At 65.1% G+C, this 24,267-nt stretch carries 29 protein-coding genes; 22 read left to right on the forward strand and 7 right to left on the reverse strand.

The features are described from left to right. Positions 1-4: 4 nt before the first annotated feature. From DN611_RS03170 to DN611_RS03270, 21 genes are all read left to right on the forward strand, one after another. Positions 5-1,240 carry a PBSX family phage terminase large subunit gene (locus DN611_RS03170; RefSeq protein WP_119310624.1) on the forward strand — a complete coding sequence of 412 codons (1,236 nt, stop codon included), beginning with the start codon at positions 5-7 and terminating at the stop codon, positions 1,238-1,240. A 36-nt stretch (positions 1,241-1,276) separates the two neighbouring features. After that, positions 1,277-2,449, forward strand: coding sequence for a hypothetical protein (locus DN611_RS03175; protein WP_025544329.1), 1,173 nt, complete (start codon positions 1,277-1,279; stop codon positions 2,447-2,449). Continuing rightward, a complete protein-coding gene (locus tag DN611_RS03180) occupies positions 2,446-3,327 on the forward strand; it encodes a hypothetical protein (protein ID WP_119310625.1) in 882 nt (293 codons plus the stop codon). The genes DN611_RS03175 and DN611_RS03180 overlap by 4 nt, the downstream gene beginning before the upstream one ends. 13 nt (positions 3,328-3,340) lie before the next feature. Next, positions 3,341-3,697 carry a hypothetical protein gene (locus tag DN611_RS03185; protein WP_021748512.1) on the forward strand — a complete coding sequence of 119 codons (357 nt, stop codon included), beginning with the start codon at positions 3,341-3,343 and terminating at the stop codon, positions 3,695-3,697. A gap of 14 nt (positions 3,698-3,711) precedes the next feature. Next, the gene (locus tag DN611_RS03190; RefSeq protein WP_119310626.1) at positions 3,712-4,743 is read left to right on the forward strand and encodes a phage major capsid protein; all 1,032 of its coding nucleotides are present in this window, start codon (positions 3,712-3,714) and stop codon (positions 4,741-4,743) included. Further along, positions 4,740-5,114, forward strand: coding sequence for a hypothetical protein (locus DN611_RS16630; RefSeq protein ID WP_160117395.1), 375 nt, complete (start codon positions 4,740-4,742; stop codon positions 5,112-5,114). Before DN611_RS03190 ends, DN611_RS16630 begins: the two co-directional genes overlap by 4 nt. Continuing rightward, positions 5,111-5,440 carry a hypothetical protein gene (locus DN611_RS03200; protein WP_025545867.1) on the forward strand — a complete coding sequence of 110 codons (330 nt, stop codon included), beginning with the start codon at positions 5,111-5,113 and terminating at the stop codon, positions 5,438-5,440. Before DN611_RS16630 ends, DN611_RS03200 begins: the two co-directional genes overlap by 4 nt. Next, positions 5,428-5,922 (forward strand): hypothetical protein, encoded by a 495-nt coding sequence (locus DN611_RS03205; RefSeq protein ID WP_119310627.1) that lies wholly within the window; start codon positions 5,428-5,430, stop codon positions 5,920-5,922. Before DN611_RS03200 ends, DN611_RS03205 begins: the two co-directional genes overlap by 13 nt. Beyond that, complete coding sequence (locus tag DN611_RS03210; protein WP_119310628.1) at positions 5,919-6,986, forward strand: phage tail sheath C-terminal domain-containing protein; 1,068 nt, start codon at positions 5,919-5,921, stop codon at positions 6,984-6,986. Before DN611_RS03205 ends, DN611_RS03210 begins: the two co-directional genes overlap by 4 nt. Positions 6,987-6,998: 12 nt before the next feature. Then, entirely contained in the window at positions 6,999-7,388 is a 390-nt protein-coding gene (locus DN611_RS03215) for a hypothetical protein (protein WP_021748518.1), read from the forward strand. Further along, the gene (locus tag DN611_RS03220) at positions 7,385-7,696 is read left to right on the forward strand and encodes a hypothetical protein (RefSeq protein ID WP_025545237.1); all 312 of its coding nucleotides are present in this window, start codon (positions 7,385-7,387) and stop codon (positions 7,694-7,696) included. Before DN611_RS03215 ends, DN611_RS03220 begins: the two co-directional genes overlap by 4 nt. Before the next feature lies 1 nt (position 7,697). Then, on the forward strand, positions 7,698-8,252 hold the full coding sequence (locus DN611_RS03225; protein ID WP_119310629.1) for a hypothetical protein: 555 nt from the start codon (positions 7,698-7,700) through the stop codon (positions 8,250-8,252). Between the two features lie 12 nt (positions 8,253-8,264). Then, positions 8,265-8,843: a SafA/ExsA family spore coat assembly protein gene (safA, locus tag DN611_RS03230; RefSeq protein ID WP_309469980.1), complete on the forward strand. Its 579-nt coding sequence runs from the start codon at positions 8,265-8,267 to the stop codon at positions 8,841-8,843. Next, entirely contained in the window at positions 8,840-9,790 is a 951-nt protein-coding gene (locus DN611_RS03235) for a hypothetical protein (RefSeq protein WP_119310630.1), read from the forward strand. The genes safA and DN611_RS03235 overlap by 4 nt, the downstream gene beginning before the upstream one ends. 1 nt (position 9,791) lies before the next feature. Next, on the forward strand, positions 9,792-10,184 hold the full coding sequence (locus tag DN611_RS03240) for a hypothetical protein (protein ID WP_119310631.1): 393 nt from the start codon (positions 9,792-9,794) through the stop codon (positions 10,182-10,184). A gap of 12 nt (positions 10,185-10,196) precedes the next feature. Next, positions 10,197-10,547: a hypothetical protein gene (locus tag DN611_RS03245; protein ID WP_036628517.1), complete on the forward strand. Its 351-nt coding sequence runs from the start codon at positions 10,197-10,199 to the stop codon at positions 10,545-10,547. 13 nt (positions 10,548-10,560) lie between these two features. Continuing rightward, positions 10,561-11,631: a baseplate J/gp47 family protein gene (locus DN611_RS03250; protein WP_119310632.1), complete on the forward strand. Its 1,071-nt coding sequence runs from the start codon at positions 10,561-10,563 to the stop codon at positions 11,629-11,631. After that, a complete protein-coding gene (locus DN611_RS03255) occupies positions 11,624-12,196 on the forward strand; it encodes a hypothetical protein (protein WP_119310633.1) in 573 nt (190 codons plus the stop codon). The genes DN611_RS03250 and DN611_RS03255 overlap by 8 nt, the downstream gene beginning before the upstream one ends. Before the next feature lie 247 nt (positions 12,197-12,443). Next, positions 12,444-13,214 carry a cyclase family protein gene (locus tag DN611_RS03260; RefSeq protein WP_036637186.1) on the forward strand — a complete coding sequence of 257 codons (771 nt, stop codon included), beginning with the start codon at positions 12,444-12,446 and terminating at the stop codon, positions 13,212-13,214. Between the two features lie 112 nt (positions 13,215-13,326). Beyond that, positions 13,327-13,938 carry a peroxidase-related enzyme gene (locus tag DN611_RS03265; RefSeq protein ID WP_021748530.1) on the forward strand — a complete coding sequence of 204 codons (612 nt, stop codon included), beginning with the start codon at positions 13,327-13,329 and terminating at the stop codon, positions 13,936-13,938. Positions 13,939-13,941: 3 nt separating this feature from the next. Then, positions 13,942-15,891, forward strand: coding sequence for an oxidoreductase (locus tag DN611_RS03270; protein ID WP_119310634.1), 1,950 nt, complete (start codon positions 13,942-13,944; stop codon positions 15,889-15,891). 184 nt (positions 15,892-16,075) lie between these two features. On the opposite strand, the gene DN611_RS03275 is transcribed toward DN611_RS03270, so the two are convergent. From DN611_RS03275 to DN611_RS03290, 4 genes are read right to left on the reverse strand one after another with little or no spacing between them, the layout of a single operon-like run. Beyond that, on the reverse strand, positions 16,076-16,447 hold the full coding sequence (locus DN611_RS03275) for a cupin domain-containing protein (RefSeq protein ID WP_021748532.1): 372 nt from the start codon (positions 16,445-16,447) through the stop codon (positions 16,076-16,078). Between the two features lie 56 nt (positions 16,448-16,503). Next, entirely contained in the window at positions 16,504-17,277 is a 774-nt protein-coding gene (locus DN611_RS03280) for an HAD family hydrolase (protein ID WP_119310635.1), read from the reverse strand. 2 nt (positions 17,278-17,279) lie between these two features. After that, positions 17,280-18,332 (reverse strand): cysteine protease StiP family protein, encoded by a 1,053-nt coding sequence (locus DN611_RS03285; RefSeq protein ID WP_119310636.1) that lies wholly within the window; start codon positions 18,330-18,332, stop codon positions 17,280-17,282. 9 nt (positions 18,333-18,341) lie between these two features. Then, on the reverse strand, positions 18,342-19,466 hold the full coding sequence (locus DN611_RS03290) for a phosphoribosyltransferase domain-containing protein (RefSeq protein ID WP_119310637.1): 1,125 nt from the start codon (positions 19,464-19,466) through the stop codon (positions 18,342-18,344). Positions 19,467-19,642: 176 nt separating this feature from the next. Here DN611_RS03290 and DN611_RS03295 point away from each other — a divergent pair, with 176 nt between their 5' ends. Beyond that, positions 19,643-20,203: a rhomboid family intramembrane serine protease gene (locus tag DN611_RS03295; protein WP_119310638.1), complete on the forward strand. Its 561-nt coding sequence runs from the start codon at positions 19,643-19,645 to the stop codon at positions 20,201-20,203. Positions 20,204-20,248: 45 nt separating this feature from the next. On the opposite strand, the gene DN611_RS03300 is transcribed toward DN611_RS03295, so the two are convergent. The 3 genes from DN611_RS03300 to DN611_RS03310 form a co-directional block, all read right to left on the reverse strand. Further along, positions 20,249-22,906, reverse strand: a complete 2,658-nt coding sequence (locus DN611_RS03300; protein WP_025545043.1) for a calcium-translocating P-type ATPase, PMCA-type — start codon at positions 22,904-22,906, stop codon at positions 20,249-20,251. Between the two features lie 94 nt (positions 22,907-23,000). Further along, entirely contained in the window at positions 23,001-23,603 is a 603-nt protein-coding gene (locus tag DN611_RS03305; protein WP_025545042.1) for a TerD family protein, read from the reverse strand. 77 nt (positions 23,604-23,680) lie between these two features. Further along, the gene (locus DN611_RS03310) at positions 23,681-24,262 is read right to left on the reverse strand and encodes a TerD family protein (protein WP_021748540.1); all 582 of its coding nucleotides are present in this window, start codon (positions 24,260-24,262) and stop codon (positions 23,681-23,683) included. Positions 24,263-24,267 lie beyond the last annotated feature (5 nt).

Genomic DNA, 24,267 nt, shown 5'->3' on the forward strand with positions numbered 1-24,267 from the left:
GATCATGCGGTTTTCCCAAAAGCAGCGAAGGGTGCTGACCTGGTGGTGCCGCCCGGGAGATTGGGAGGCTATCATCTGCGACGGGGCCGTCCGCAGCGGCAAGACCTTCTCCATGGGGCTCTCCTTCTTCCTCTGGGCCATGGCCAGGTTCAACGGACGGCAGCTGGGACTGTGCGGAAAGACCATCACCTCCCTGCGGCGGAACCTGCTGGCGGAGCTGGTGCCCTATCTGCGGCGGCTGGGCTTCGACTGCTGGGAGCGGCGGTCGGAGAACCTGCTGACCGTGCGGCTGGGGGGCCATGAAAACCGTTTCCTGCTCTTTGGCGGGCGGGACGAGTCCAGCGCGGCGCTGATCCAGGGCAGCACCCTGGCGGGGGTGCTGCTGGACGAGGCGGCCCTGATGCCCCGGAGCTTTGTGGAGCAGGCCGTCGCCCGGTGCAGCGTGGCGGGGAGCCGCCTGTGGTTCAACTGCAATCCGGAGAACCCTCAGCACTGGTTTTACCGAGAGTGGATTTTGAGGGCGCGGGAACGGCGGGCCCTGTACCTTCATTTCACCATGGAGGACAACCCCGCCCTGTCGCCCCGGATCCGGGCCCGCTATCGCAGCGCCTACTCCGGCATTTTTTACCGGCGATTCGTGCTGGGGGAGTGGACAGCCGCCCAGGGGCGGGTGTACGACTTCTTCGACCGGGACCGGGACAGCGTGCCTGTGCCGGAGGGAGATTTTCAGGAGTGGCGGATTTCTGTGGATTACGGCACCGCCAACCCGGCCTCCTTCGGCCTGTGGGGCCGGCAGGGAGAGATCTGGTACCGGGTGGGGGAGTTCTACTACGACTCCCGCCGGGAGGGACGGCAGAAGACCGACGCAGAGTATGTCCGGGACCTGCGGGAGCTGGCGGAGGGCAGGGAGATCACAAGGGTGATCGTGGACCCGTCGGCGGCAAGTTTCATCGAGGCGCTGCGGCGGGAGGGATTCCGGGTGGTCCGGGCGGACAACGATGTGGCCGACGGCATCCGGGTGACGGCGGACCTGCTGAAGCGGCGGCGGATCGTGATCTGCGGTGCCTGCGCCGACTGCCTGCGGGAGATGGAAACGTACTGCTGGGACGACAAGGGGCGGCGGGACGCGCCGAAAAAGGAGCAGGACCACGCCATGGACGATCTGCGGTACTTCGCCATGGATCTGGCGGCGGAAGAGCAGAATGGCTTTGCGGCCACCTGGGTGGAGAGACGGGCCTGAGGGACCGCGGTAAGGAATGGACGGGAGGTTTGGAAGTTGAAGTGGTTTCGGAAACAGACGGCGCCGGCGGGAGCGTCGGTCCAGCTGCGGGAGGCGGGACACCACCCATTTGGACTGCTGGGGCAGTATGTGCCCATGCGCAGTGGGGAGATCCGGCTGTACCGGGCAGTACGGGAGGCGGTGCCGGTGGTGGACGCCGCCATCTACAAGCTGATCCGGATGGTGGGCGGTGTGACGGCGGCCTGTTCCGACCCGGCGGCAGAGCGGGGGCTGGGGGAATTCCTCCGCACGGTCCCGGCCGGACGGGGGCAGTATGGGGTCAATGCCTTTCTGGAGGGCTACCTGGACGCTCTGCTGACCTGCGGGCGAGCCATCGGGGAGATCGTGCCCGCAGCAGGGAACCGGGAGATTGCGGCCGTGCTGTGGGGCCGGGTGGAGGATATTGAGATTCGGGAGGGAGACCATCCCCTGGCATTTACAATCTGCGGCCCCGACGAGCAGGGGCGGATGGGGCCGCTGCCCTGTCAGGACTTGCTGCTGTTCACGCCTCTGAATCCTGAGGCGGACAGCCCCTATGGCGTGTCCCTTCTGCGGGGGCTCCCGTTTTTGACGGATATCCTGATGAAGATCTACCACACCATCGGGATTAACTGGGAGCGATGCGGCAGCCTGCGCTTCGCCGTCACCTGCCGGGACGGCGGAAACGGCCAAGCGGAGGAGCGGAGCCGGATGCTGGCAGGAGAGTGGTCCCGGGCCATGCAGGATACCAGGAGCGGCAGCGTGCGGGACTTTGTGGCTGTGGGAGATGTGGATATCCAGGTCATCGGCGCTGACGCGCCCGTCCTGGACAGCGAGGTGCCGGTGCGGCAGATTTTGGAACAGGTGGTGGCCAAGACGGGGATCCCGCCCTTTATGCTGGGACTGAGCTGGAGCTCCACGGAGCGGATGAGCTCCCAGCAGGCGGACATGCTCACCACGGAGATCACGGCCATCCGGCGGACCATTACGCCGGTGGTGGAGCGGATCTGCCGGCTGTGGCTGCGGATGCACGGGTATACTTGCGGCTTTGAAGTCCTGTGGGAGGACATCAACCTCCAGGACGAGGTGGAGGACGCCCGTGCGGCCCTCTATCTGGAGCAGGCGCGGAAGCTGCGGCTTGAGAACGACGCGGCGGAGGCGGCCGCGTTCCATACAAGGAGAGAGGTATGAAAGAACTCGAAAAAAATCTGGAGGCAACGGGAGGCGTGCCGGCGGAGGCAGAGCTGGCGGCGATCAACCGCTTTGCCAAGTCACCCCTGCGGGCAGAGGAGGTGTACACCTTTTCCCTGCGACTGTGCGACAACGAGGTGGACCGGGACTGGGAGCGGTTCGATACGGCGGCGCTCAACACACTGGGCGACCTGTTCGTGGGGAAGAGCGGCATCTTTGACCACCAGTGGACGGCGGAGGGGCAGACCGCCCGCATCTACCGGACGGAGATGGTGCGGGAGGGCGCCCAGGTGACCGCGGTAGGGGACGGCTACTGCTGGCTGAAGGCCTGGGCTTATCTGCTGCGGACGGAGAAAAACGCGGATCTGATCGCGGAGATCGAGGGAGGCATCAAGCGGGAGGTCAGCGTAGGGTGCAGCGTGGCCCGGCGGGTGTGCTCCATCTGCGGCGCAGAGGGCGGCACCTGCCAGCACACGCCAGGGCAGCGGTACGGGGAGCAGCTGTGCTACCTGGAGCTGCGGGATCCCACCGACGCATACGAGTGGTCCTTCGTGGCGGTGCCAGCCCAGCGGAAGGCGGGGGTCCTGAAGCGGTACGGCCACGAGAACCAGGGGATGGCACAGCTGAGGGCCCAGGCGGAGCTGGGGCGGAAATACCTGCGGGAGCTGCGGCGGGAGGTGACGCGGCTTGCCATGCTGGCGGACGACAGCATGGACGGCGGCGCCCTGGCCAAGGCGGCGGAGCATCTGGAGGAGCCGGAGCTGCTGGAGCTGAAGCGGGTCTACGGGGCCCAGGCAGCCCGCCGGTTCCCGCCTGTGCCGCAGCTGCGGAGCCGGGGAGCGGCAAAAACAGAGGACGAGACAGAATTTCTGATCTAAGGGAGGATGAAGCATGAAGCTTTCTTATGAGGGGATCGGCCAGTGGGCCGCCACCTTCGCCTGTGATGATCTGGCGGAGGGGGAGCTGGTGAAGGTCAGTGCCAACGGCACGGTGGCCGCCTGCGCGGCGGGCGACGATTTCTGCGGCATGGTGCTTTCTGTCGGCCGGGGCGGCGACGCCTGCGCCGTGGCCCTGGGCGGCATGGTCACCGCCGGGTACACCGTACCGGCAGAAGGAGCGGCACCGGCCCTGGGCTGGAGCGGCCTCAGCGCCGACGGCGAGGGCGGCGTCCAGGCGGACGCGGACGGCAGCACCTATCTGGTGGTGGATGTGGACACCACCGCCAAGACCGTGACCTTTGTACTGTGAGGAGGAGAGAGACGATGGCATATCATTTTGAGAACATCAAGCTGGAAAAGGGAATGTACGGCCGCAGCAGCCGAAGCTTTTCCCAGGCCCTGGAGGAGCTGGACCCCAGCGAACACTACCGGGGTACGCCTCTGGAGGGGCTGGACGCCTTTCAGCGGCAGCTGAAGCGCTTTGACATCCATGTAAAGGGCGCGGGCAGCGACATGGTAGAGAAGTTCTTCCACACCTCCGACTCCGCCGTGCTGTTCCCGGAGTTCGTCTCCCGGGTGGTGCGGCAGGGGATGGAGGAAGAGAGCATCCTGCCGGCCATCACCGCCACGGTGACCAAGTTCGACGGCATGGACTACCGGTCCATCGCCTCCGTGCCCAGCGAGGAGGACAAAAAGCTCCGCCGGGTGGAGGAGGGCGCCCGGATCCCGGAGACCACCGTCCGCACCCAGGAGAACCTGGTGCACCTCTACAAGCGGGGGCGGATGCTGGTAGCCTCCTATGAGGCTATCCGGTTCCAGCGGCTGGACCTGTTTTCTGTGACTCTGCGGCAGATCGGCGCCTACATCGGCCGGATGCACCTGGAGGACGCCATCGAGGTGCTGCGCAACGGTGACGGAAATCAGAATGCCGCACAGCAGTACACCATCGGCACGAAGCCTATCACCGGAACCAAGGGGACGCTGACCTATGACGCCCTGCTGGAGTTCTGGAGCCAGTTCGACCCCTACACCATGAACACCATGCTGGTGGGCAGCGACGTGATGCTGGCCATGCTGAAGCTGGATGAGTTCCAGAATCCCCTGACGGGGCTGAACTTCCAGGGCACCGGCACGTTGACCACGCCCCTGGGGGCAAAACTGCTGCGGACCTCTGCCATGCCGGCGGGGATCCTGATCGGCCTGGACAGGAACTACGCCCTGGAGCAGATCTGCGGCAGCGAGATCACGGTGGAGTATGACAAGCTCATTGACCGCCAGCTGGAGCGGGCGGCCATCACCTCCATCTCCGGATTTGCCAAGCTGTTCACGGAGGCATCCAAGGTCCTGGTGGTATGAGTGGGACACAGGAGACGGCCCTGACCCTGGCCCGGGAACTCTCCGGGGCCGGGGAGGCGGAAGAGGCTTTGCTGGAACTGCTTTGTCAGGCGGCGGAGCAGCAGTGGGAGAAGCGGCTGCGGCCGGGAATGACGACGGAGGACTGCGGCAAGGCGTTCCCCTGCGCCGTGGCCTTCACCGCCGCCGCGGACCTGGCGGCGGCGCGGGGCGGTGAAGGCGTGTCCGGCTTCACGGCGGGCAGCGTGTCCGTGCGGATCCGCGGCGCGGCGGAGAGCTGCGCTTTGGCGGAGAGCCTGCGGCGCACGGCGGAACAGCTGATGGCACCCTTTGCGGTGCCGGACGATTTTTGCTTTCGGGGAGTGAGAGGATGACAGACTGGGTTCGGCAGGTCCTGGAGCGATATGGACAGGATGTCACCGTGGACACGGCGGACGGAGAGCGGACCGTGCGGGCGTTTTTACAGCCGATGACGGAGCGGGATGAACGGGCCCGAAGTGACGTTACCTCCATCGGCTGGGTGGATGGGCGGCTGTGGCTGTATCTGGGGCAGACGGCCCTGGAGGAGGGGGAAGCCCTGGCCTGGGAGGCCACGCGCTTCCGGGTGCGCAGCTGCAGGCCCTACTACATTGGTAACGCGCTGTCCCACTACTGGGCGGCGCTGGAACAGGAGCGGGAGGCGGCGGAATGCGGGAGCTGAGTCAGATCCGGGATGCAGTGGTCTCCGCCCTGGCGGCGGAGGGGGTGGCGGCGCTGGACGCCTACCCGGACCAGCGGGCCAGGCGGTATGGCTGCCCGGTGGCAGCGGTGGCTGTGGAGACCGCAGAGAGCCGGACCGTGGGATTCTGCAATTATCTGGGCGAGGTCTTCGATACCGGGGCCGGCGCACCGCGGGAGCTGTATGGAAAGCAGCTGGAGGCGGTGATCTCCATAGAGATCCGGGGACAGCGGGCTGCGGACTGTGAACAGGGCTGTGAGACGGCGGCGGAGGTGCTGCTGGGAAGGCTGCCCGCCGGCATCCGCCCCGGTGAGCTGAACTGGGAAGCCCTGACTTGGGAGCGGGAGACAGGGCTGTTCCTGCGGCGGGGAAGGCTCCGGTGCCGGGCGTATTTCCTGGCCCGGGCGGAAGAGGGCGACACGGTATTTTTGGACTTTCGATTGAAGGGAGCAGTGACCACTTGAGCGAGACAATGCATGAGCGGCCGGGGGTGTACTCCAGCTATGACGCGTCAACGGTGGTATCCGCCGGGCGGGCCGCCAAGGTCATTGGCGTGGCGGCCAAGGCGGTGAAGGGCACCGCCGGAGAGGTGGTGACCCTGACGGGCTATGCCGCGGGCGTGGCGGCCTTCGGCGAGGACGCAGCGGATACGCCGGGGATGAGCACCATCCTGCGGCTGCTGTTTGCCAATGGTGCCTCCACTGTGGCGGCGGTCCGGGTGGCGGAGGCCGGCGCGGTGAAGGACTACCAGGACGCCTTCGCGGCCCTGGGCGGGGAGGAGGCCCGGATTCTGGTGTGCGACAGCGCCGAGGAGACGGTGCAGCAGGCGCTGCGGACTGCGGTGGAGGATGCCTCTGCCGCCCGGATGGAGCGGATCGCCGTGGTGGGCGGCGACGGTGAGTCGGCAGCGGAGCTGGTGACCCACGCGGCGGCGCTAAACAGCGAGCGAATGGTGCTGGTGGGGCCCGATGCCCTGGACAGCGGCGGGAAGACGCTGCCCGGCGTGTTCGCCGCAGCGGCCCTGGCAGGGGTCATCGCCTCCGGACGGGACCCGGGAGTGCCGCTCAACGGGGCGGAGATCCGGGGGCTGGGGGGCCTGGGCACCGCATACACCGACAATGACATCGACCTGCTGGTGCGGGGCGGCGTGACGCCCCTGGAGAGCACGGCGGGCACAGTATCCCCGGTGCGGGGGATCACCACCCGGACCACAACCGGCGGTGCAGCGGACACCACTTGGCGGGAGCTGACCACCATCCTGATCGTGGACGATGTGATCCCGGCAGTACGGCAGGCCCTGCGCAGCAAGTTCGCCCGGGCCAAAAACACGGCCCAAAGCCGCAGCGCCATCCGCTCTCAGGTAATTGTGGAGCTGGAGAAGAAGGTGGCCGAGGAGATCATCGACAGCTATGGCGAGGTGACGGTGACGGCCTCGGAGGATGACCCCACCGTGTGTCTGGTGGAGTTCAGCTTCGCGGTGGCCCACGGGCTGAATCAGATCTATCTGACGGTCCACATCACGGTGTAAGGAGGAGACGGCATGGAAGCAACGGGATTTCCCACCAGCGCGGACATCTATCTGGAGCTGGATGGGAGAAAGATCGCGGTGGTGCAGGGCTACACCGCCCGGGCCAGCAAATCCAGCCAGAGCGTAGAGGCGTTCGGCGAGAGCGAGCCGGTGGCCACCATCGAGGGTCAGCGGAAGTACACCCTGGAGCTGACACGGCTGTACGCCACTGAGGACGCGGTGACGGACGGCATCAATTTCTATGACCTGCGGGATTTCTCCCTGGTGATCTGCAAGCCGGACCGGAAGGTCATTTACAGCAGCTGCCAGTGGAGCGCCATTCAGGAAGAGGGCCAGCTGAATGCCATGGTGGCAGAGAAGGTGACCGTGGTGGCCTCCAAGCGGATCGAGACCACGGCATGATGGAGGAACTGGACGAGCTGCGGCCGCCCACGGCCTGGCGGCTGCTGGAGATCTGGCGGGGGACCCGGGAGCTGGCAGAGGAGCCCCTGGAACGCGCCCTGCTGTGCAACGCCCAGGTGCTGGCAGAGAGCTGCCTGCGCCAGGGGAAGCCGGTGTTCCCCGACGGCGCGGCGGTCCTGGTCGGGCTGACCGCCGGGGAGATGGAAACACTGCTGCGCCGTCTGGCGGGGGAGGAACCCTCCCCCGCTCCGGCGGCGGTGAACCGGGACTTTGATCAGGGGCGGTTCCAGGCGTTGAAGGAGGGCTGAGATGGAATACATCCGGGAGATGCTGCTGCGGCAGCGGACCGCCCTGGGGCGGCTGATGCTGGGCGGCGGAAGCGCGGAAGAGCCGGAGACCGCAGCCGCCTCTCCGGCCACGGAGAGAACGTCTCCGGCAGCGCCTGCCCCATGGGAGACGGACGGGACGGCGTCTGGGACCGGCGGATGGGAGATTCGTGGGAACAGCTTCGCGGGCGCTGGGGCCGACAGGCAGACTGGCCCCACTTCGGCGGGGGAGACGCTGCGGCTGGTCCTGGCCCGGAAGCGTGCAGAATGGCAGTATACGGCCGCCTTCGGACCGGCTGGCACCGGAGAGACCGCCGATTCTGCCGGGAGGCGGAATCCCATGACGGAGGATGGCGGTCTGTCTGATGGAGGCGGGGCAACAATGCCCGGCGGAGGCGAAGCGGAGGAGACGTTCTATTTTCTGCCGGGACGCCGGGACTCCGGCGCGGCAGGAATGATGGAGAGCGCCAGGGCGCTGTCCCGCACGGTGCAGCGGGACGCCCGCCGGTATGACGGCGGATTCCCGCTGTATGACTGAGGAGGTGAGAATTTGCTGCTGAAACCCATGCGCTATAAGGACTACACCTGGCCTCACAACCCGGAGAGCTGCGCGGTGGAGTACCGGCGGCAGATAGCAGCCCACAAGATCCCCCTGGGGGGCTGGTACCTGCAGGATCTGGGGCGGACATACCGCATTTTCCGGGGAGAGGGTACCTTTGCAGGGGAGCGGGCCTACGAGGAGTTCCAGACGCTGGCGGAGGTCTTTGACCAGACCGGGCCGGGGCTGCTGGTGCACCCGGTTTGGCGGACGGTCAGCGCCTATTTCGTGACCCTGGAGCTGATGGAGGAGCCGCTGCCGGACTATGTGCGCTACCGCTTTTCCTTCTGGGAGGACAGCACGGCCTCCGGCGGGCTGGTGGAAGTGCCCGTAGAAGGGGAGCCAGAGGGCGGAACGGACCCGGAGATTCCCGCCGGAGGCTGGGGTGCCGTCCATACAGTGCGGAAAGGAGAAACCCTGTGGGGGATCGCCTGGCGGTACGGCGTGGCGCTGACCGCCCTGATCGCAGCCAATCCCCAGATCAAGAACCCCAACTTGATCTACCCGGGGGATCAGGTGAGGATACCATGAGAGGACGGATCATCACCAGCGACCACCGGATTTTTGAGCTGCCGGTGCTGCTGCGCTGGAATATCACCTACACCGGCGGCGTGCCCTGCGACAGCTATGAGGTCACCTGCGTGTACGACAGGACCATGGCGGAGCTGCTGCATCTGGCGGCGGGTTTCCTGGCGCTGGACGAGAACGGCGGGGTGCTGCTGCGGGGCATCGTGGACGAGTACGAGGTGAAGCTGACGGCGGCGGGACTGGCGGTGACCATCTGCGGCCGGGGATACGCCGCCCGGCTGCTGGACAATGAGTCCCGGCCGGTGACGTACCAGGGAGCCACGCTGGCCGAGATCGTCCGGTGCCATGCGGCGCCCTACGGCATTTCCAGCGCGGAGATCGCGCCGGTGTCGGCGGACTCTGTTTACACCGTGGCCGCCGGCACCAGTCAGTGGAAGGCGTTGGAGGGTTTCTGCCGGACCTATGGGGGCTTTTCGCCCCGCTTCCGGCGGGACGGGCTGCTGGTGGCGGCGCCGGAGCGGGACGACGGGCGGCGGATCGTCATCGACGGGACCAGCCCGATCCTCTCCTGCACCCTGCGGGAGGACCACTACGGTGTGCTGACGGAGGTGCTGGTCATCGACAAGACCCGGAACGTGTCCTACAGCGTGCAGAACCGGGACATGCTGGACCGGGGCGGCCAGTGCCGCCGGGTGGTCTACACCCCGGGGCAGAGCACCTGGGCTGCCATGCGGTATACCGGGGAGTATCAGATCCGGCGGTCCCGGGAGGAGGAACTGACCATTGAGCTGGGGCTAGCCGGGTGTTTCCCGGCGTTTCCCGGGGACACGGTCCGGCTGGAACTGGAGGCCATGGGCCTCTCCGGCGAGTACCGGGTGGCCGAGGCGGAAAACACGGCCTCCCCGGAGACGGGAGAGGTCTGTACATTGATACTGAGGGAGCGGATATGAGATGTGGCTATCGAGACAGATGAAAGCGCCGGCGCCCACGGCGGACGCGGATCTGGGCATGACCACCATCACCGGAGACAGCGTGGGCGTGGTCACCCGGGGGGAGGTACGGGCGCTTCCAGTGTATGGCCCCGGCGGCTATGTGTGGATGCCGGAGAGCGGCGCTGCGGTACTGGTTATCAAAGGTGGCCCTGGCGGGGAGGAGCAGTGCGTGGCAGGACAGCAGCAGGCTTTGATCCCGGAAGGCATGGGACCGGGGGAGGTCTATCTCTTCACCCCCGGCGGAAACAGCGTGTACCTGCGCAGCGGCGGCGAGATCGAGCTGCAGGGCAAAGTGCGCATCCAGGGCAGCCTGACGGTGAACGGGGAGCCCTATGCGCCCTGCGAGAGCTGAGGGGGGATGGAGATGGGACTTTCCCTGCGGAATGGAGATTATGTGCCTGACGGGACCGGTGGCCTGCGGCGGACCGAGGGCCGGGAGGCCCTGTTGGAGCAGGTTCTCTTCCGCCTGACAGCGCGGCGGGGGACCTTCCCATTCCTGCCGGAGCTGGGGAGCCGGCTGTGGCAGCTGGGACAGCTGCCCGCCGCCAGACGGCAGAGCGCGGCGGAACAATATGTGGCGGAGGCCCTGGCGGCGGAACCGGGGCTGACGGTGGAGCAGGTGATTTTGACGGAATCCGGCGGCGGCCGGGCACAGGTGACGGTCGGCCTCACCTGGCAGGGAGAGGCTCTGTCCGTCACCGTGGAGGTATCGTGAGAGGAGCGGTTGTTTGAAAACGACAGAGGAGATCTACCAGACGCTGCTGGCGGCCTTCGCCCAGCGGGCGGGCTTCACACCGGAGGCAGACTGCGATCTGGCCGTGCGGCTGTACGCTGCGGCAGCGGAGCTGCAGGCCCTGGGCATCCAGAGCGAGTGGGTGCTGGACCAGAGCTTTCCCCAGACGGCCCGGGGCGTGTATCTGGACTACCACGCCCAGATGCGTGGCATCGCCCGGACGGCGGCCACGAAGGCGGTGGGAACGCTCCGCTTTTCTGTGGAGCGGGCGCCGTCCACGGCTCTGAGCATCGCCGCCGGAACGGCCTGCATGACGGAGGGAGAGACCCGGTTCCAAACCACGGCGGAGGCGGTGCTGGCAGCAGGGGAGCTGTCCGTGGATGCTCCGGCGGAGGCCTTGGAGCCTGGGCGGAGCGGCAATGCCGCCGCGGGGACCATCGTGATCCTCACCGCCTGCCCGGTGGGGATCACCGGATGCACCAATCCGGCGCCCTTTACCGGCGGCAGTGACCAGGAGGACGACGCGAGCCTGCGGAGCCGGATTTTGGAGAGCTATCAGCGGCTGCCCAACGGGGCCAACGCGGCCTGGTACGAGCAGACCGCCATGGGCCATGAGGGCGTGGCGGCAGCCCGGGCAGTGGGCCGGGCCCGGGGGATCGGCACAGTGGATGTATACATCGCCACGGCGGCCGGACTGCCGAATGGGACACTGCTGGCGGCGGTCCAGGCGGACCTGCAGGAGCGGCGGGAGATCGCCGTGGACGTGCAGGTCAAGGCCCCGGCGGCGGTGGAGATGGACGTGTCCGCGGAGCTGGCCGTCCGGGAGGGGGCGGACTTCTCCGCGGTGAAGGCCGCCGCAGAGCAGGCTCTGGCGAGCTTTTTCAGCGGCCGCAGGTTGGGCGGGCCGGTACTGCTGGCGGAGCTGGGGGACCTGTTGTACCACGTGGAGGGCGTGGAGAACTACCGCCTGCTGGCCCCTGCCGCCGATCTGGCGGCGGAGGACGGAACGTTGCCCATGCTGGGCCGGGTGACGGTGACGGAAATGGAGGCGGACGACGATGTATGAGGCGCACCTGCGCAGCCTGCTCTCACCGCTGGGAATCTATGACTTGGAAGAGCACTCCGCCAGCGGCGCGGCCGTCTGCGCACTGGGAACAGGGCTGGACACAGTCAGCCGCCGGCTGGAGGAGATCGAGCGGGAGGCGCTGACTGCCACGGCGGAGGGAGAGGGGCTGGCCCGGCGGGAGGCCCTGTTTGCCCGCCGCCCCGCCGCCGTCACGGCAGAGGACCGGAGGGCCGCCATCGCGGCCCTTCTGCAGATTGACGGGGACAGCCTGACGCCCGCGGCCATCGACCGGACGATCCGGGGCTGCGGAATCCGCGCCCGGGCGCTGGAGATGGGCGGGGGACAGCTGCGGGTGATTTTCCCGGAGGTGGCCGGGGAGCCGGAGGACTTCGACCAGATCCGAAAGATCATTCTGGACATCCTGCCCTGTCACCTGGAAGTGGAGTTTTACTTCCGCTATCTCACCTGGGCGGAGTGCGAGGCCGCCGGGTACACCTGGGGCCAGGTGGAGGCGGCGGAATACACCTGGGAGAGTTTCCAGCTGGCGGTACCGCCGGAGCGATAGCGCAACGAAAAAAGGCCGCTGCCCTTACGGGCGGCGGCCTTTCTCTGCGCCGGAAGAGACTGGGCGGGCTGCTGTCTGAAAACCACATCAAAGCAGAAAAAGACAAATGGTTTTGTGGCGCGGACAATATTTTTTTACACTTCGCAGATTGCAAATTCTGGGATTTCCCTGTATACTGCATCTATCGAGACGCATACCGCGTTTGGAGACAAGCATACCCCGTCACATGAAAGGGAGGAAACACGTTATGGCGAATTTGACACTGTGGGAGCAGATCAAAGAGTTGAAGTCCCCCAAGTACAAGTGGGTGGACCTGACCCATGAGTTGAGTCCTGAGACGCCCCATTGGTTCGGCTTCAAGCCCCTGCAGGCGGACCTGCTGTTCGACTATGCGGAGGGCACGCCTGAGGACATGATGGCCCCTATGCGCTGTATCCAGTACAGCGTGGCCAGCCAGTACGGCACCCACACCGACGTGCCCCGGCACTTCTGGGGCAGCGGCCGGGACATGAGCGCGATCACCGTCCAGGAGCTGATGTATCCCCTGGTGGTCATCGACAAGTCCGCCGAGTGCGCCGCCAACCCCGACTTCATGCTGACGGTGGACGACCTGAAGGCCTGGGAGGCCCAGTACGGCAGGATCCCCGAGGGAGCGTTCGTGGCCTTCCGGTCCGACTGGTACAAAAAGCCCAACCTGGACAATCCCGATGAGAACGGCGTGCCCCATTATCCCGGCTGGGACAAGGCGGCCATCCAGTGGCTGGTGGAGGAGCGGAACATCGGAGCCATCGGCCACGAGCCGGCGGACACCGATCCCGGCTTCGTCACCACCAAGGAGGGCGCCTATCCCTATCCCGGTGAGCAGTACATCCTCCAGGTGGACCGGATCCAGATTGAGGTCATGCGGAATCTGGACCAGGTCCCGCCCGTGGGCAGCCTGATTGTCATCGGCTTTCCCAAGTTGAAGGACGGCACCGGATTCCCCACTAGATGCTTCGCCATCTGCCCGGTGGACTGATCCGGACCCAACAGGCGCGGCAGAGCTGCACTCTGCCGCGCCTGCGCTTCTTTACACTCAAACGTTTTTATGCTATCATGAAACCAGCTTATTTTTACAGGAGGATCGCACTATGGCACTGGAATTTGATGAACAGCTCTCCCGGCTGGAAAAGCCCAACCGCAATGAGATGACCAACAAGGAATATGCCGTCTTTAACGAGAACGTGGAGACCATGGAGAAGAACTGGGGCTTTATCAACAACCTGTTCAAGGTCCTGCCTCTGAACGCATCCCAGTACATCGGCTTCCTGGACTTCAAGGGATCCCTGTTCAACCCGGACACCTGCTACCTCACCAACGCGGACAAAGAGATGATCGGCGTGGTAGTCTCCTCCATCAACTGCTGCTCCTACTGCCTGACCACCCACGGCGATGCGCTGCGGGGCTATACCAAGAATCCCATGTTGGTGGATAAGCTCTGCTACAACTTCCGCTCCGCCAAGGATCTGCTGACGGAGAAGCAGTATGCCCTGTGCGAGTATGCCTGGTATGTCACCAAGCACGCCGACGAGATCGACGAGACCCAGATCGAGAACCTGCGCAAGGCGGGCTTCAACGACCACGAGATCCTGGAGGCCGCCTTTGTGGCCGGCTTCTTCAACTACACCAACCGCTGGGTTTCTACCATCGCCCCAGTGGCCAATCCCGGTCACTTCAGCCACAACCGCAATTTCGAGGGCTGACCCATGGCGTACAAAAAGCTCTTTGAACCTGGCCGCATCGGCGGCCTCACCATCCGGAATCGGGCCGTCATGTCCCCCATGGGCACAGACCTGGCGGACATTCGGGGCAACGCCACACCCCGTCTGATCGCCTATTACACTGAGCGGGCCAAGGGTGGCATCGGCCTCATCATCAACGAGTACACCGGAGTGGACGACGTGGACTCCATCCCCACCCAGCACAACCTGCGGATGGCCCAGGACTACAACGTCCAGGAGGCGGAGGAGCTGACCCGCTCCGTCCACGCCTACGGCGCCAAGATTTTCGCCCAGCTCCACCACGGCGGCGCCACCTCCAAAAGCGCCTTCACCGGTCGGCAGAACCTGAGCCCCAGCGGTGTCCCCATGGCGCCCGGGGGCGAGGTGCCCCGGGAGATGACCCTGGAGGACATCAAGCGGGTGCAGGAGAAGTTCATCGCCGCCGCCATCCGCTGCAAGAAGGCGGGCTATGACGGTGTGGAGCTCCACGGCGCCCACTCCTATCTGATCGCCCAGTTCTTCAGCAAGTACTACAACCGCCGCACCGACGCGTACGGCGGCTCCCTGGAGAACCGCTGCCGCTTCATCGACGAGATCATCGCCGGCATCCGAGCCAAGCTGGGGCGGTATCCCATCTCGGTCCGCATCTGCGGCGACGAGATGACCGACGAGCCCGGCTTCCTCACGCTGGAGGACGGCCTGGAGATCGGCCGCCACCTGGAGGCCCAGGGCATCGACTGCATCAACATTTCCAATGGCAGCTCCTGGAACGGCAACGCCAACTGCGAGCCCTTCTCCTACACCCCCGGCTGGAAGAAGCACGTGGCCAAGGCCTTCAAGGAGGCGCTGTCCATTCCCGTCATCGCCACCAACACCATCAAGGACCCGGATTTCGCCGAATCTTTGCTGGAGGAGGGCGTCAGCGACTTCGTGGCCCTGGGCCGCAGCCAGTTCGCGGACCCGGAGTTCATGAACAAGGCCAGGGCCGGCAAGCCGGAGAGCATCCGTAAGTGCATCGGCTGCATGTACTGCCGGGAGCGGCTGCTGGGCAACGCCATGCCGGTGGAGTGCTCCCTGAACCCCCGGCTGGGCCGGGAGTACCGCTACCGCTGGCAGGACCTCCAGAAGAACGGCAACAGCCGCCCCGTGGTAGTCGTGGGCGGCGGCCCCGGCGGCTTGGAGTGCGCCGTCATCCTGGCCAAGCGGGGCTTCGCCGTGACGCTGCTGGAGAAGGAGGCCGCCCTGGGCGGCACGTTGAACATCGCCAAGCTGCCGCCCCACAAGGCCAACCTCCAGGACGTCACCGACGTGCTGGCGCTGGAGGCCAGGGAGCTGGGCGTCACCGTGAAGCTGAACACCGAGGCCACGCCGGAGACCGTGGCGGCCCTGCACCCCGTGGGGGTGTTTCTGGCTGCCGGTGCGCCGCCGGTGGTGCCGAAGTCCATCCCCGGCATCGACAAGGCCGTGCTGGCGGAGGACGTCATCCTGGGTAAGGCCCCTTGCACCGGCAAGGTGGTGCTGGTGGGCACCGGCCTGACGGGCCTGGAGTGCGCGGAGATGATCCTGGAGCAGGGCCACAGCCTCGCCATGGTGGAGATGAACCCCACCGTGGGCCAGGGGATTTTCGGCGTGGTGTTCAACGACATTTACAGCCGTATCAAGCCCTATGATCCGGAGGTCTACACCAGCCACAGGCTCACTGCCGTCACTGATACCGGCGTGACCGTGGAGGACATGGCTACCGGTGAGACCAAGACCATCGCCGCGGACACCGTGGTGCTGGCCATGGGCACCCACAGCCAGGAGGCCATGGAGGCGTCTTACCGGGCCGCCGGACTGAACGCCATTCTGGTGGGCAGCGCCGAGATGCCGGGCCGCATTGCCGGTGCTACCCGGGATGGCTTTGAAAAGGCATGGGGCTTCGAGGCAGAGTGATTTGGCAGGCTCCCCGGAAAGGGGCCGGAACGGGCACAGCGATTCCCGCATGATCCGGCGCACCGGGAATACCGGCAAATGCCGCTGTACATGAAGCTTTTGGGCATTATTTCTAATCGCACACGGTAAAAGAGACCGGACAGATTTCTGTCCGGTCTCTTTTTGGCAGGGTCAGGCAAACGGTTCAGCACCCGTTCAGGGGATTCACATCCCCCTCCGGCGGCACGATGCACAGGGCCATCAGCTGCCCCTTGCCGGTATTGCCGAAGTTGTGGCGCACGCCGCCGGGCACATGGACCCAGGTGCCGAACTCCAGGGGCACCCGTTCCTTGTCGATGAGGAAATAGCCCTCCCCCTGGATGCAGAGGAACCAGTGTGGCCAGGGGTGGGAGTGGACACTGCTCTCGGCCTCCGGCTCCAGAGTGAAGAGGCGCATCACATAGTCGTTCCAGAACCGGCCGTCAGGCCCGAAGACGATCTTCTTGGTGGAATTTTCAATGAAGTGTCCGCCGGTCACCACCGGCAGATCCCGGATGTTGCCGGAATACTCGCTCATAGACAGATCCTCCCCTTATTTTGATAACCTCAGTATAGAATCTTTGGGTGGAAAAATCAAGTGTTCTCCAGAGAGGCGGCATAGCGGAGCACGTTCTCCAGTACAAAGTCGGGAAAGCGGCAGTCCCTGCCGCACACCCGCGTGCGCTCCCGGGGCAGCCGGGGCAGCAGCTCCGCGTCCGGGATCAGGGCCAGGTCCGCCTGACGGAGCATGGGCACGTCGATGACGCTGTCCCCGGCGGCGATCACCCGCTCCGGGCCGAACCGCTCCACCGCCCGGCGGAGAGCGGTCCCCTTGTCGATCCCCGGTGGAAAGAAATAGACCTTCCGGCCGGAGACCACCGCCTGGAGGGCGGAGCCGCCGCACCAATCCCGGGCCACGCGTTCCGCCGCCGGGATGTCCGGATAAGCGGCGTAGACGTACACACCCTCCACGCACCGCACGGAGGTGGCCCCGCCCTGCCGGGTCAGATGATCCAGGACCGCGGCCAGCGCCTCCCGGTGGTCCCGGACCAGCGCCTGGGACGCGGCGTACCACGCCCGGTCCACCTGACCGTCCCGCAGCAGGACGGCGCCGTTGGCGGTCAGGGCAATCCTGGGCGCCGTGCCGTCCGGCCACTGGATGCGCTGGTACTGCTCGATGGACCGGGTGGTGATGGGCAGCAGATGGACCCGCTGGACGACCTGGGGCAGCAGGTCTGGCGTCTCCCGGGTGAAGAAGCCCTGCTCGGCCCCGTTCAGACGCTCCACACACCGGTCCTCGGGCTGCCGGTGCCGGTGGGAGAAGAGGAGCGTGTTGTCCAGGTCGCTGGCAAACAGAATCGTTCCCATGGCTATGTGTCCGCCAGGTCCCGGATCAGGCCGCAGGCCCGGTAGTTCTCCAGGGGATACTCCACCAGCTCCGCGCCCTTCTCCCTGGCCAGTTGGTAGATGTGCCCCAGATGGGCTTCGTCTCGGAGGCTGTGGACCAGCACCTTCCAGGGCACCCGCCGCAGCAGGACACGGGTGGCCTCCCCGATGCTGGGCTTGATGAGATTGATGTCCCGGATGCCGAAGTCCGCCCCGATCCGGTGCACCTCCTCCAGTCCGGCCCGGCCGCTGCGCCGGGGCGGGGGAACGGCGTCGGCACAGGCGGGGAAATGGGCCTGGATGGTGTCGATGAACTGGTACGTCAGGTCCTGGTCCTTCAGCTCCCGGTAGAAGGCAGCGCCGTGAAAGTCCCCGGGGCTGATGATGTCGCCGCGGAGGAACGTCCGGCTCAACAGGCCGGACACGGTGGAGTTCAGGCAGGAGCTGGCGATGAGGAAATCGTCATGGGTGCCGCAGATGGCCGCTACGTTGGCCGGGTCCGACAAAACTGTCAGCCCCGGCGAGACGCCGGGGTAGTCCGTCATGGCTGCGTCCAGCTGCCGCTGGATGGCGCCCTTGCCGGTCCAGCCGTCCACGAACTGGATATCTCCAGGGGCGTGGCGGTTCAGGAGATAGGCCATGGCATTGCGGTCGATGCCCCGGCCCCGAATGATGGAGATGGTGTAATGGGGGAGGTCGGCACCGTACCGGCCTTGGAGATAGCGGCGGATCAGAATGCCGATGGGCGTCCCTGCCCGGGCCAGGGAGACCAGGGCGCACTGCCTTCCCCTGCTCTCCCAGATCTGCTCCGCCGCCCGGGCCACAGCCTCCGCTGTGATGCCGGCGTACCGCTCCAGGGCGTCGTGATAGGCGGCCAGATAGGCCGGGGAGGGCTCATACTCCAGGGGCAGCATCTCCGAGTAGTGGACACCGCTCTGGATCCTGGCCTCCCGCTCCCGGGTGCCCAGGGGCGTCACCAGGCCGGTGATGTCTTTCAGCAGGATGGTCACATCCTGACTTTGATATGTGCTGAACATAAGATCCTCTCAAATTCTGCAGAGATAGAGTCGGGGACAGCCCAGCTGCCCCAGGGCCGCCGCCAGCCGGGTGCAGGCGGTCCCGTCCACCGCCGCGGGCGCATCCGTCACCACCAGAGCGGCGTCATAGGCGGCTAGGTCATAGAGATATGTCTTCCGGTCCCCACCGTAGAAGCTGGGCAGCAGCACCCCGTTTCGGATGGGGTAGGCAGAGTCGGGGCAGATGCCGATGGGACTGCGGGTAGTGGCATGGCAGCGTACTGTGGCACAGAGACCCGTCTGCTCCGCCAGCGACCCTACCGTCAGGGCAGGATACATGCACTCTTCGGTCCCCAGCACCAGCAGGGCGCCCTGGTCCGGCAGCTCCTCCCGGAGGCGGGACAGCAGCTCTTCCGCGGCGGCGCGGCAGCAGTCCGTATAGCAGCCGACGGCCACACCACGGCGTGGGTCCGGCAGAGGCTCCGCCGTGTACAGCGTCCGCAGGTCCGGCAGGGGGCCCTGGGCAGGGGGAGCCGCCTCCTTTACAGGGATCCCGGTCACCATCCGCTCATAGTCTTGATGTTCCAGCCGCACCAGGCACTCACAGGCAATGCCGGCCTCTGCCAGCCTGGCCTGGTTCTCCGGAGAGACCCGGCTGAGGATGGACGCAGCTGCCAGCCGCCGCTCGCCCAGCCGGGGATACCGCTCCCGCAGCTGCTGGACCATGTTGATGAGGGTCCGCCCGGTGGAGAACTCGTCATCCACGAATACGATGGCGGGGCTGCGGTCGATCCAGTCCGCCAGCTGGTCGGCACAGAGCCGGTGCTCCGCTGCGTGGCTGTGCTCCTCCCGAAAGAGGATCCAATCTCCGTCCAACGCCTCCCGGGTGGTGTGGACATAGAGGCAGTCCGGCCCCAGCCGGGCTGCCACGGCGGCGCCGATGGCGGTGGCCGTCTCGGCAAAGCCGATGACCAGCCGGGCCTCCGGGTACTTGGCGGCCACCTGGTCCCCCAGGGCACCCATCATCTCCAGAGCCGCCGCGGGGCTCACAGGGATGTGCTTGGCCTGCAGGGGATTGACCAGCAGGTAGCTCCGCTTGGGGTTGTTGTATCGCTTGGCGATCCGCAGCGTGTCTGCGGCCGTATATGGGTGCATTGCGGCACCCTCCCTTCGTCGTGTCATGAAATCGTGGTGAGACTTTGATTATAGCACAGCTTCCACCCCAAAGAAACCTCTTTCCCGCGCCTCGGCCATTTCAAATTGCGCCGCCGGAGAATCTGTGGTAAGATGGGAAAAACAACACCGCCGCGGCCGGCGGGGAGGAGCGCGCCATGAAAAAGCTGCAATACAATTCTCCGGTGATCCTGACCTTTTTCCTGCTGTCCCTGGGTGTCCTGCTGCTGGACTGGATCACCGGAGGATGGACGACCCTGCACGCCTTCTGTGTCTACCGCTCCTCCCTGGCAGATCCGCTGTTCTATGTGCGGCTGTTCGGCCATGTGCTGGGCCACGCGGATTTCGACCATTTCCTGGGCAATATGCTGCTGCTTTTGGTGATCGGCCCGCCGCTGGAGGAGAAGTACGGTAGCCGGACGCTGCTGGCCGGCATTCTACTGACGGCGGGGGTCTCCGGCATCCTGCAATGCGTGTTCTTCCCCGGCTCCGCCCTGCTGGGGGCCAGCGGCATTGTGTTCATGCTGATTATGCTGGCCTCCCTGGCGGGCATGAAGGACGGCCGCATCCCCCTGACGCTGATTCTGGCGGCGGTCCTGTATCTGGGGCAGGAGGTGTACGCCATGGTGGCCCTGCGGGACAACGTGGCCAACTTCATGCATCTGGTGGGCGGCGTCACCGGCACGGTATTCGGCGTGGTGCTGGCAAAAAGGCGGTGAAGAAAAAAGAGGCGGGCATTTTGGATGCCTGCCTCTTTTTTCGGTTTACTTCCGTCCCACGATCACCTTGCGGAGGATGTCCACGGGGATCATGGTGAACGCCAGCAGAATGGCGGCAGCCCACCCGGCGGGCGGGAAGGGCACACAGCTGAACATATTGCTGATCCAGCCGAATACCGGCACGGGGATCAGGGCAGCGTTGACGATGAACGCCTGCACCAGGACGATGATAACGAACACCCGCATGAAACCGGGGTTCAGCTTCAGATCCTTAAAGATGTCAAAGCTGTCGCTGCGCACGTTGAAGGCGTTGAACAGGGCACTCCAGATGAACAGCACGAAATAGGCGGAGAGCTTCTGCTCCGTGCTGGCAAAGAAGCTGTCAAAGAAAGGCACTTTCAGGAAGACAAAGCTCAACGCCGTCAGCCACAGGCCCATGGTGACGATCTGGGCCATCATGGACTTGCTGACAATGCTCTCATCCCGGCGGCGGGGCGGCTCGGACATATACCGCTCCTGGGCGGGCTCATTGCCCAGCATAATGGCGCCCAAGCCGTCCATCACCAGGTTCACGAACAGCAGGTGGGTGACTTTCAGGGGCTCCTCCACGCCGAAGAAGGGAGCGATAGCGCTGACCACCACGGCGGCCACATTGATGACCAGCTGGAACCTGCAGAATTTCAGGATATTGTGGTAAATGGTCCGGCCGTACCAGATGGCGTCCTTGATGGACTTGAAGTTGTCGTCCAGGATGACGATCTTGCCGGCCTCCTTGGCGGCCTCGGTGCCGCTGCCCATGGCGAAGCCCACATCCGCCCGCTTCAGGGCCGGGGAGTCGTTGACGCCGTCGCCGGTCATGCCCACCACCAGGTTCAGCTCCTGGCACAGGCGCACCATCCGGGACTTGTCCGTGGGCAGGGCGCGGGCGATGACCCGGATGCGGGGGATGATCTTCTTCACCTCGTCGTCGGACAGCTCGTTGAGCTGGGTGGAGGTCAGCGCCACATCGTCCCGGGTCCGCAGCAGCCCGGCCTCCCGGGCGATGGCCACGGCGGTCTCCAGCCGGTCGCCGGTAATCATGACCACCTGGATGCCGGCCTTCTGCACCTCGGCGATGGCCTCCCGGGCCTCGGGACGCACGTCGTCCCGGATGCCCACCAGGCCGATCAGCACCGTGTCGGCGTTGATGGCGTTCTCCGTCATCTCGCTGGGGGAGTAGCCGAAGGCCAGCACCCGCATGGACTTGCCTGCCAGCTCGTCGATCTTGGCGTTCAGGGACTCCAGGTCCAGGGGATGCTCGTCCCCATCCAGGCTGAGGTACTTCTGGGCCACGGCCAGGAACTTCTCCGGCGCGCCCTTGTAGAAGGTGCGGCCCGCCCCGGCGATGTAGGCCTGGCTGAACTTATTGGCGGAGTTGAAGCTTTGGGATTTGGTGACGGCATAGGAGGAGACCTCATCCAGCTTGTGGAAGGTCTCCTGCCCCAGAAAGCGCATCAGCGCCTGGTCCGTGGCGTTGCCGCCCACCACGCGGCCGCTGCCGTCATACATGGACTGGCTGTTCTTGCCGATGGCCAGATCGATCAGGCCCTTGAGCTTGGTTTGCTGGGCCAGTTGATCCAGAGGGATAGCCACGCCGTCTGCGGTGAAGAACTCCACCACCTCCAGGTGGCCCTTGGTAATGGTGCCCGTCTTGTCACTGAACAGGATGTTCAGGGAGCCGGCGGTCTCGATGCCCTCCGCCTTGCGGACCAGCACGTTGTGGTCCAGCATCTTGCTGGTGTTCTGCATCAGCACCAGAGAGATCATCAGGGGCAGCCCCTCCGGCACGGCGCACACGATGATGACCACCGCCAGGGACACAGCCTCCACGATGTCCTGGATGATGACTGGGGCTCCGGAGGAGAAGTACGCCGCAAACCCGCCGGCGGAGAGGATGAAGTAGCCAAAGTACATGATGGCGATAACCACGGCGCCGATGTAGCCGAAGCGGGAGATCATGTCCGCCAGCTTCCCGAGCTTCACCTTCAGGGGAGAGTCCGGCTCGTCGTCCTGCATCTCCTCGGCCATCTTGCCCATCATGGTGGCAAGGCCCACCTTGCGCACATCCAGCACGCCCTCGCCGTCAAACAGCACGGCGCCCCGGAACAGGGAGTGGGCGTCCACGAAGGTGTCGCCGGTGATGTCCTCCGGCAGGGGGAAGGACTCGTCCGCCGCGGTCTTGGGGCATTCCTCCGCCTCGCCGTTGAGGGCGGAGTTGTCCACCCTTAAAGTTCCGTGGATCAGCACGCCGTCCGCCGGCACCTTGTCGCCGGACTGGAGCAGGACCTTGTCCCCCACCACCACGTCATCCACGTCGATGACGGTGACCAGACCGTTGCGGTAGACCTTGCACTGATCTTTTTTGGTGCTGTCCTTCAGCTGGCGGTACTTCGTGTCGCTGGCCACGCCGGTCTTGGCGGAGACGAATGCCACGATCAGCACGGCCACGACAGTGCCGATGGGCTCATAGATCTCCGCATAGCCCAGCACACACATGACGATCATCAGGGCCGCAATAGCCAGCAGGATCCGGATCATGGGGTCCTTGAACGTCTCCTTGAACTCCGCCCAGAAGGTGGTGGGTTCGGAGTCGGGGATCACATTGGACCCGTATTTTTTTCGGGATTCCTCAACTTGTTTGTCAGTCAGTCCATTAAAATGCATGATTGTTACACCCATTCGCTGCGGGAAGGGGGCCTGCGCACAGCAGACCCCTCCCGCGGTTCAAATTTTCAATATCTTTTTTTGGGGCCGCCGCTCACATATAGCGCCGGGCCAGCTCCACCAGGCCGGGATCCGTGGTGGCCTGGCCGATGGCGTTGAACTTCCACTCGCCGTTGTTTCGATAGACCTCGCCGAAGATCATGGCGGTCATGTTGTCGTAGTTCTCGGAGAGGTTGTAGCGGCACATCTCCTGGTTGTTCCGGGCGTCCACGATGCGGATGAACGCGTTCTGGATCATGCCGAAGTGCTGGCGGCGCTGCACTGCCTGATAGATGTTCACCACCAGGACAATGCGGTCATACTCCGCGGGGACGCGGGCCAGATCCACCACGATCTGCTCATCGTCGCCTTCGCCGGCGCCGGTCAGGTTATCGCCCATGTGCTGGACAGTGCCGGTGTAGTGCTTCAGATTGCCGAAGTAGACGATGTCCTTCTTGTCCGTCAGCTTGCCGTTCTGCAGCACAAAGGCAGAGGCATCGCAATCGATGGCGGGGCCAGAGGACCCGAACAGGCTGCCGAACAAACCGCCCTTGGACTTGGCGGCCTCATCCCAGCCCAGACCGATGATGACTTTGGAAAGACCCTCGTTGCCCTTGGTCAGGCTGATCTTCTGGCCCTTTTGCAGACTCACAGACATATATATTTCCTCCTTCAAAATGTCCGGCCGCGCCCCCGGGCGCGGCCGGAGAGATCTGATGCTCCCTGTCGGGATGCTTATTCCACGTCCACGCCGTAGTTGGCGCACAGGGCCGCCAGACCGCCCTGATAGCCGCTGCCGATGGCGTTGAACTTCCACTCGCCGTTGTTCTTATAGACCTCACCGAACACCGCCGCCGTCTCGATGGAGAAGTCCTCGCCCAGGTCATAGCGGAGCATCTCTTGGCCGTTGGTCTCATCGAAGATGCGGATGAAGGCGTTGTTCACCATACCGAAGTTCTGCCGGCGGCTCTCCGCCTCGTAGATGGTCACGGTGAAGGCAATGCGCTGGATGTTGTCGGGCACCTTCGTCAGGTCGATGCGGATCTGTTCATCGTCCCCGGCACCCTCCCCGGTCAGGTTATCGCCCAGATGCTCTACCGCGCCGGAACTGTGCTTGAGATTGCCGTAGAACACGAAGTCCCCGGAGGAGGTCACTTTGCCGCTCTCTCCCAGCAGGAAGGCCGCCGCGTCCAAATCAAAATCCCCGCCGGTGTCAAAGCTGTTCACGTCCCAGCCCAGGCCCACGACCACCTTGGTCAGGCCGGGATTCCCCTTGGTCAGGCTGACTTTCTGTCCTTTTTGTAAACTGATAGGCATGATAT

Source organism: Oscillibacter sp. PEA192 (assembly GCF_003574015.1).
In the GTDB taxonomy this organism is placed as follows: domain Bacteria; phylum Bacillota; class Clostridia; order Oscillospirales; family Oscillospiraceae; genus Oscillibacter; species Oscillibacter welbionis.